Source organism: Bacillus sp. CCB-MMP212, assembly GCF_022748145.1.
Lineage (GTDB): Bacteria > Bacillota > Bacilli > Bacillales > Bacillaceae_G > Bacillus_A > Bacillus_A cereus.
Map to the genome: position 1 here is coordinate 1 of NZ_JALDQE010000029.1, position 8,607 is coordinate 8,607.

Consider the following 8,607-nt stretch of genomic DNA (forward strand, 5'->3'; position numbering starts at 1 on the left):
GTTAGTTTGTCTAGCATCTAAAAATAAAAATTGACGTTTCACGTTGTTTGTTTCGTTCAGTTTTCAAAGAACTACTTAGTCGCTCATTTGCGACTTCCTTATGTTAACATCTTCATTAGTTAATGTCAACTAAGTTTTTCATTTCGTTTGTCGCTTGCGACGTTAATGTCATCGGCGACTTGTCCTATATTACACCCCTGTAGATCAATCGTCAATACTTTTTATCTTTTTTATTTTATAAATTATAAAAGCTTTGCCCTCTCTTAATTTCTAACACATCCTTAGAACTTCATAAACGTATGTATTCAAACTAACAATCTGCAGACTACACTCTCTAACTTAATACTAATACTTTTCTAAAGAATGAATGTGAGACCAAGTAAATATATATTAAGGATAATATTTTTTCTTTTAGTACGCCCCCCTTCTACTCATCTCTAGGGGATTATATATAAAACATTTCTCTTCTTTACCTTTAATCAACAAAAAGGAAAAGAAATCTAATAAACTTAGGAGGCGTTATGAAATGCATGTTAATAAAAAGATAATTTATGTATCCCATGATGCCCATTTCCACGGAGCACAGCTACTTTCTTTACATACTATTAAGGCTCTTAAAGAAAACTTTGATTACTCTGTTGCAATTATTTCTATTGGATCCGGTATTTTAATTCCCGATTTCCAAAAGTACGGTCCTGTTTATTGTCTCGAGCAAGATTATCAAACAAAAGAAAAGGTCGAATTATTAATAAAGGATTTATTATCACAGGATTTTACCCTCGCCATATGTAGCACTGTCATAAGTGGCGATATCGTCGCATTACTAGCTAGACACAATATAAAAGTTGTTTCATTAATACATGAATTACCGCATTTAATACAACAGTACTCTGCTGAAGGGAAAGCTAAAAACATCGCTGAATTTGCTTACAAAGTTGTTTTCCCTTCACAATACGTACAAGAAAAATTTCGTACAATCACTGAATTGGATCCTCAAAAATGTCACATTCTCCCTCAAGGTTTGTTTAACCACAATCCTTATAAGAATAATATCGCAAAAGCTAGAAATGAGTTACGTAAGAAGCTTAACCTGCCTCTAGATAGCAAAATCATCCTGGGTGTAGGCTTCGCAGATTATCGAAAAGGAATCGATCTATTCTCACTGATCTCTTACTCAGTAAGAAAGACTCACAAGGATATTCATTTTATTTGGGTAGGGAGAACAGATGTTCAATTCCTGAATACACTGCCCCCTAAATATAAAGCACATTTCACAGCAATCGATCCTACTCCCGATATCGGATTATATAACGCCGGAGCTGACTTATACTTATTAACTTCAAGGGAAGATCCTTTTCCAAATGTTGTTTTAGAAGCATTAGATGTAAAACTTCCTGTTATAGGGTTTAAAAATGCTGGAGGTTTTGAGGATGTTGTTACAGAAAAAACTGGTGCCTTAGTAGACTTTTTAAATTTACCCAAAATGCTAGAAAAAATATATGAATTTATTCATGATGAGGGATTACGATTACAAAAGGGAAGCTTTGGCCAAGAACTTATCGAAAAAAACTTCAATTTTCTTACTTACATTTATCAATTACTAGATCTTCTCGAACATAATTACAAAAAGATAAGCGTAATCATACCAAACTATAATTATGAAAAATACTTACCTGATCGAATCGAATCAATATTAAACCAAACCTACCCTCTTTACGAACTAATTTTCTTAGACGATGCCTCCACTGATCATAGCGTATCAACATTTAAAGAACTGCTCTCAAAAGAAAATAAGAGCCATCTGAAGGTTCAACAGGTTATTAATGATACAAACTCTGGTTCTGTATTTAAACAATGGATAAAAGGCGTCACTGCAGCAACTGGTGATTATATTTGGATTGCAGAGGCCGATGACTTATGCGATAAGACATTTTTACAAGAGGTGATGCAGGGGTTTTATATAAATAACAATATTGCCTTAAGCTACACACAATCAAAACAAATAGACGAACAAGGAAATGTATTGGCTAATCATTATTTAAATTACACAAATGATATCGATGAAGAGAAATGGAAAGCCCCCTATTTTCGAAAAGGCGTCGACGAAATACAAGATACGTTACTTATCAAAAACACTATACCTAATGTCTCGAGTGTAGTTTTTAAAAATATAGATATGAAGAAAACAGAAAAACAGTTAGAAAAGTTCAAAATAGCTGGTGACTGGTTCTTCTATGTTTCTCTTCTTACAGAGGGAGATATTTACTTCAATCCAGCCCCCCTAAACTATCATAGACGACATTTAAATAGCGTAACAAGAACAGAAGATTCATATTCCCATTACAATGAAGTTGTGCAAATGCAAAATTTTATTAAAGAAAGCTTTACTATCGACGACATTTCTAAAATGAAAATGTATACATATAGAAAGTATCTTAAAGCATACTTAAAAATTTAAACGTATGCTTTCTCTGCCATCAATATCTCTTGTAAGGCGATATTATTATTTAAGGGGGAATACTCTTTGAAAGACTTTATAGAGGAACATAAAGATTTAATTTCTCAAATCGCACACAGCTACAATGTAAATACAAGTATCCATCCTGAGGATCATATCTTTCAGTTCATTGTCACTAATCCCGTTTTCCCATCAAAAAAAGAAGCGATAGATTACTATTTTAAAGACGGGCAAAACTCAGCACAAATACTCTTAGACTTAATCACTTCCCTTTATCCTCCTACAGGCAATCCAATCAAATTGTTAGAGTTTGCATCTGGATACGGCTGCGTAACACGTCATTTATTAAATCTACAAGCAAATTTGAGTATAACCGCTTGCGATATACACGAAGAGGCCATTTCCTTTATTGAAAACAAATTAAATAATCCTTCTATATTATCTCATCCTGAGCCCGAACAGTTAAAATTAGACTCATCTACGTACGATATTGTTTTTTGTCTATCCTTTTTTTCTCATATGCCTGATACAACTTGGTTTCGTTGGCTGCAAACATTGTATAACGCTGTTTCACCTGGTGGTTTATTCATTTTCACAACCCATGGCTATCAAAGTAAAAAATATTTCGGGTTTCCAAATTTAAACGAACATGGCTATTGGTTTCTCTCTTCTAGTGAACAATTCGATTTAGATGTTAATCAGTACGGACAAACGATAGTTAGTCCCTCTTACGTATGTGACAAAATTAAATTACTGCCCCATAACCCAATCATCAAAAAGTATACTGAAGGATTTTGGTGGGAACATCAAGACCTTTGGGTAATAGAAAAAGAAGTAAAATAATAAACCACGCTCTGCTTATATACAAGTAGAGTGTGGTTTATTATTTTTTACTATATAAGAACTCTTCAATCCATAGTTTATTTAATCTAATCCCATTTTTAAAATCTATTTTAGGCTCCCAATTCAATTCTTGTTTTACCTTATCAATATTTAAAATGATTCTTTGAACGTTCTCTTGCTTTTGTTTATAACAGATAAAATCCACTTTTCTTTCTGTTATTTTCTCTAGTTCCACAATAATTCGTTTTAAAGAAAGACCTTTGCCACTGCCTATGTTATATACGCAAGATTTCAATTGATTTAATTGTGCTAGTTGTATAGTAATTTCAACTAAATCATCGATATAAATATAATCTCTAATAATCTCCTCTGGATTCCCATATATATTAATCCTTTCATTACTGAGATGCTGATACAAAAAACAATTTATCGCCCCAACTTTTTTTAAGGGGTTTTGGTATTTTCCATACGGATTAGAATATCTACATACAACATAATCTATTCCATATTTTCTCTTATAAAAATACAAATAATTCTCGAGCGAAACTTTTGTTATTCCATACGGGGAAAGTGGTCTTAATGGATGTTTCTCATCAATAGGCAAATATTCAGGTTCACCATAAACTGTGCCTCCTGAAGAAGCTAATATAATTTTTTTAATACGAAAATCTTTAACACTTTCCATGAAATTAAGAAAAAATAAACTGCTATTAATATCGCCGAAAACATCTTCAATTGAAGTTACTACGTTAGACGTCGCAGCTAAATAAATAATAATATCTATATTCACTAAAGCCTTATATATATCCTCAACATTTTCTAAATCACCTTTAATAAATTCAACTTCACTTATAATATTTTGAGGAAAATTATTTATATGCCTGGAAAATACTTTTACATTTTGCCCCTGTTTCAATAAGCCCAATGCGAGGTTGATACCAATGAAACTATTTCCACCTACTATTAAATAATTATTCTTCCTCATAATATCATCTCTCTAGTAATAAATTTTTCCCATCGTCAAACCTAAAAACATACACAAATAAACTGGATCATTTCGATTACTCATCTTCTTATCATTGTATGTTTGTTATAAATTTTCATTATCTTTATTTTCTATTTTCATTTTGGAATAACTTCCTTATTCAGATTGACTGCAAAACACTCATAATATTTACTCATCCCCATGAATATATTTAATAAACAATCCTCACTTGTTTAACCCATAAAAAAACTTCTACATACACAAGGTTCTCAAAAAAAGGAGTGCAAAACTCATGAAAAATATAAATCAAGAGCTTTTAAATCATGTAATTCTACATAAAGACCGAATTCCGCATTACCATAAAGACTTTCCCCTTATACTATTTTGGAGTCACAGAAGCGGATGCACCGCATTAGCTAATTGGTTCTTTTTTCAAATTGGATTATTTACTGAAGCAAAGAAATACAATGACTTTATTCATTACTATGAGTTCTGGGTGTATAAGAACAATATAAATTACATACCAGAGTTACAGAATGGTCTTCTAGAAGGTAAAAAGGATGTTTGTAAACTTGTGCGAAATCCCTATACAAGGGCTGTCAGCTCATTTCTATTACTTGCTGACAATCCATATGCTAGCCCCCAATGGGAAAGTATCCGTCATTATTTTTATAATGATAAATATAGTAATCAAGGAATATCATTTAAACAATTTTTATATTACGTTCAGGCATTTGGTTCCAATTCCCTAGCAATAGATATACATTTTAGCCAACAATACGTCCCCGGTGAAGAAAACTTCATCCAATGTTATATTCCTTTAGAAGATTTTAATGCACAAATTACCAAAATAGAACACACGTACGATTTGATAAAATCCAATTTAGCACTTCTTACAAATTCAGATCATCATCGCGCCCACAAGATGATTCATGCAGGGAGCTATGCAGAACTTAGCATTACAGATGAAGCCTTCCCACGATTTCCAACATACGAAAGCTTTTATGATAAAGAAACCATGGATTTAGTTACAGAAATATATGCACAGGACTTTGAAATGTACCCGTACACGAGAGGGATATTTTAAGTCTATACATTTTTCTATGAATAAAAGCTAATGCATCGCATAGCATAAAGTGAAACTTTAATTCGAGTCGGGTTCTCTTCAACTGATTATTCCCTTTTCCTAATCGCTATTTTAAGAGATACCTAACTTTCACCTATTCCCTTTGATTTCGCCGATTGTTGACGTGTATCATACTTTCCATAAATAGATTGCATGTAACATAGGAGTGATGTCGTGTGGAAATCAATTTGAAACACAATAATGGGTACTGCGTTATTTGCGAAAAGAAAGCTACATTTATAGAGCATAATGATTGGCTTAGAGATCATTATTTATGTTCTACATGTAACTCTATCCCAAGGCAGCGAGCTTTAATCCATACTTTACACACATTTTTTCCAAAATGGGATTCCTATAGTATCCACGAATCCTCTCCTGGAGGAATTACAACTCAGCTACTATTAAAAAACTGTAAAAACTATACATATTCTCAATACTTTAAAAACTATCCTCTTGGCCAATACTTTCAAGGAATTAGATGTGAGAACTTAGAAGACATGACTTTTGAAAATGAATCTTTTGATTTATTCATTACTCAAGACGTTTTTGAGCATGTAATGACACCAAACAAAGCCTTTAAAGAAATAGAACGAGTATTAAAACCTGGCGGCGCTCATGTATTTACTGTCCCTTGGTATCATACACTCACAAAAACTGTGCAAAGAGCAAGATTGAATAAAGAGGTGATTGAATATATTGAAGAGCCCATTTATCACGGAAACCCTATTGATGAGAATGGGTCTTTAGTAACGTTCGATTGGGGGCAGGATATGATTGAATATATTTATACACACACGAATATGTATACCATTGTTTATTTACAAAAGGATAGATCACTCGGGTTAGATGCTGAATTTTTACATGTTTTTATTAGTAAAAAGCAAGAAAATAAGGTTTAATCACTATATAATTCGGAGGTTTGACAAATGCATAACTTTAAGTTAGGAAGTGATTTTGATAATCTTGTTAATTCACTATCTGATGTTGAACTTCTAAATTTATTTATACAAAGTTGTTCCCAAACAACGATAAATGGGGTTCCCGTACCTAGGTTTCCTCCTGAAGAAATTCAAAAACAATTTGTAGGTGCTTCCTATGAACATGCTCTTTATGAAGCATATTTGTTTTATAGCTATATAAAACAATACGCCAAGAATTTAGGTGTTCCCGTGAATAAAGAAAGTAAAGTTTTAGACTTCGGCTGCGGATGGGGAAGAATTATACGCTTCTTATTTAAAGATGCCTCTGATCAAAATTTACTTGGCATTGATGTGGATCCTGCGATGATCACACTTTGTAATGAAACACTAGGAAGAGGGATATATAAAACAGCAAGTCCACATCCCCCTGTAGAATTTATTAGTGACAATTCATTAGATATCATATTCGCTTATTCTGTATTCTCACATTTATCCGAAGAAACTGCTGAAAATTGGATAAAAGAATTTTCAAGAGTTCTTCGCCCTGGTGGAATTTTCATCGCAACAACACAAGCTCGCTATTTTCTTGATTTTTGTCAACAATTCCACGAACATCCTGAATTAATTCAAACAGGATGGCATAAAACTTTATCTCAAGCTTTTCCAGATATACATCGCGCTATCTCGGATTATGAAAACGGAAAATTTGTCCACAGCGCTACTGGTGCAGGGGATGTTAGAAATAGTAGTTTTTACGGAGAAACCGTTATACCTAGGACTTATATTGAAAATCATTATGAGAAATATTTAAAGCTACAAGACTTTTTTGATGATGTAAATCGATTACCACAAGCCCTCTTTGTCCTTCAAAAAATTTAATTCCTTTTATTCAACGTAATACACTTAATTTCATGACGAAAAGCACTTTCTATTTCAGTTATATATCAAATTACCTAATACTCTCTTATTAAGTAAGCTGTAAAAACAAATTCAATACATACCATAAAAAAAGCAGTAAACAGCTAACATATCTCTTGTTTTAAAATTGCTCCACCAAATCAAGAATACCTTCCCAACAATTGAACTACGAAAAACATGAGGGGGATATACTTTGAAAATAATCGCTTTTTACTTACCACAATTCCATCAAATTAAAGAAAATGATGGATGGTGGGGGAAAGGATTTACTGAATGGACAAATACTAAAAGTGCACGCCCTTTATTTTCAGGACATTATCAACCGAGGGAACCTTATCAAGATTTTTATTATGACTTAACTAGCCCCTCCGTAAGAAAGTGGCAAGCAGAAATCGCTAAAGCATACGGTATATATGGTTTTTGTTATTATCATTATTGGTTTAAGGGAAAAAGACTATTAGAAACACCCTTTAATGACGTACTAAAGATGAAGGAACCTGACTTCCCTTTTTGTCTTTCTTGGGCAAATGAACCATGGACAAAATCTTGGGATGGTCTCGATAAACATATATTAATGCCTCAAGATTACGGAGATATATCTGATTGGAAGGAACACTTTGATTATTTATTACAGGCTTTCCAAGATGAGAGATATATTTATATAGATGATAAACCTCTATTCATTATTTATCGTCCAGGACATATTCCTGATTGTGAAAAAATGCTTAATTACTGGAATGCATTAGCGCGAGAAAATGGTTTAAAAGGCATATACTTTGCTGAAACATTAAACAGTTTTCCACTACCTAATATAAATGGATTCGATGCTAGCATTCAGTTTGAACCTTTCTATACAATTGCCCATGATAGCTCTTCAGACATAAATAAGGTCATATATGATTCTGATATGCACTTGAATGTTTGGGACTACGATAAAGTATGGATGTATATATTACAACGATCGCTCCCAAAGAAAAAAACATTTCCTGGGGCTTTTGTTGATTGGGATAATACTGCACGACGTAAAAACGCAAATAGCAGCATCTTTGTAGGTTCTACCCCTGAAAAGTTCACCATATATTTAAGCAAGCAAATTCATCGTACTTACTCTTTTTATAACAGCGAGTTTTTATTTATTAACGCATGGAATGAGTGGGCTGAAGGAACTTACTTAGAGCCAGATAAAAAATATGGTTTTTCTTATTTAGAAGGAGTTAAAAATGCAATTGATAGAGGTATGAAAGCATACAAAAAAGACGAGTCATTCTGACTCGTCTTAAAGTTGCTTGGCGACGTCCTACTCTCACAGGGACAAGGTCCCAACTACCATCGGCGCTAGAGAGCTTAACTTCCGTGT

7 protein-coding genes are annotated in these 8,607 nt (G+C 33.0%); 6 read left to right on the plus strand and 1 reads right to left on the minus strand.

The features are described 5' to 3' along the window. Positions 1 to 526 precede the first annotated feature (526 nt). Both MRP26_RS30675 and MRP26_RS30680 read left to right on the plus strand, forming a co-directional pair. A complete protein-coding gene (locus MRP26_RS30675; RefSeq protein WP_197241543.1) occupies positions 527 to 2,458 on the plus strand; it encodes a glycosyltransferase in 1,932 nt (643 codons plus the stop codon). 66 nt (positions 2,459 to 2,524) lie between these two features. Continuing rightward, the gene (locus MRP26_RS30680) at positions 2,525 to 3,301 is read left to right on the plus strand and encodes a class I SAM-dependent methyltransferase (protein ID WP_197241544.1); all 777 of its coding nucleotides are present in this window, start codon (positions 2,525 to 2,527) and stop codon (positions 3,299 to 3,301) included. A 40-nt stretch (positions 3,302 to 3,341) separates the two neighbouring features. On the opposite strand, the gene MRP26_RS30685 is transcribed toward MRP26_RS30680, so the two are convergent. Then, positions 3,342 to 4,286: an NAD-dependent epimerase/dehydratase family protein gene (locus tag MRP26_RS30685; RefSeq protein WP_064531886.1), complete on the minus strand. Its 945-nt coding sequence runs from the start codon at positions 4,284 to 4,286 to the stop codon at positions 3,342 to 3,344. Between the two features lie 292 nt (positions 4,287 to 4,578). Here MRP26_RS30685 and MRP26_RS30690 point away from each other — a divergent pair, with 292 nt between their 5' ends. The 4 genes from MRP26_RS30690 (at position 4,579) to MRP26_RS30705 (ending at position 8,520) form a co-directional block, all read left to right on the plus strand. Beyond that, on the plus strand, positions 4,579 to 5,373 hold the full coding sequence (locus MRP26_RS30690) for a sulfotransferase family 2 domain-containing protein (RefSeq protein WP_064531883.1): 795 nt from the start codon (positions 4,579 to 4,581) through the stop codon (positions 5,371 to 5,373). 215 nt (positions 5,374 to 5,588) lie between these two features. Beyond that, positions 5,589 to 6,311, plus strand: coding sequence for a class I SAM-dependent methyltransferase (locus tag MRP26_RS30695; protein ID WP_000405127.1), 723 nt, complete (start codon positions 5,589 to 5,591; stop codon positions 6,309 to 6,311). 27 nt (positions 6,312 to 6,338) lie between these two features. Further along, positions 6,339 to 7,211 (plus strand): class I SAM-dependent methyltransferase, encoded by an 873-nt coding sequence (locus MRP26_RS30700; protein WP_064531881.1) that lies wholly within the window; start codon positions 6,339 to 6,341, stop codon positions 7,209 to 7,211. Positions 7,212 to 7,443: 232 nt separating this feature from the next. Then, positions 7,444 to 8,520 (plus strand): glycosyltransferase WbsX family protein, encoded by a 1,077-nt coding sequence (locus tag MRP26_RS30705; RefSeq protein WP_197241545.1) that lies wholly within the window; start codon positions 7,444 to 7,446, stop codon positions 8,518 to 8,520. The last annotated feature ends 87 nt before the right edge of the window (positions 8,521 to 8,607 follow it).

What these genes read in the sequence shown, in the direction of transcription:
- MRP26_RS30675 (WP_197241543.1), top strand. Translation starts at nt 527, where the DNA reads ATGCATGTTAATAAAAAGATAATTTATGTATCCCATGATGCCCATTTC.
- MRP26_RS30685 (WP_064531886.1), bottom strand. Translation starts at nt 4,286, where the DNA reads ATGAGGAAGAATAATTATTTAATAGTAGGTGGAAATAGTTTCATTGGT.
- MRP26_RS30690 (WP_064531883.1), top strand. Translation starts at nt 4,579, where the DNA reads ATGAAAAATATAAATCAAGAGCTTTTAAATCATGTAATTCTACATAAA.
- MRP26_RS30700 (WP_064531881.1), top strand. Translation starts at nt 6,339, where the DNA reads ATGCATAACTTTAAGTTAGGAAGTGATTTTGATAATCTTGTTAATTCA.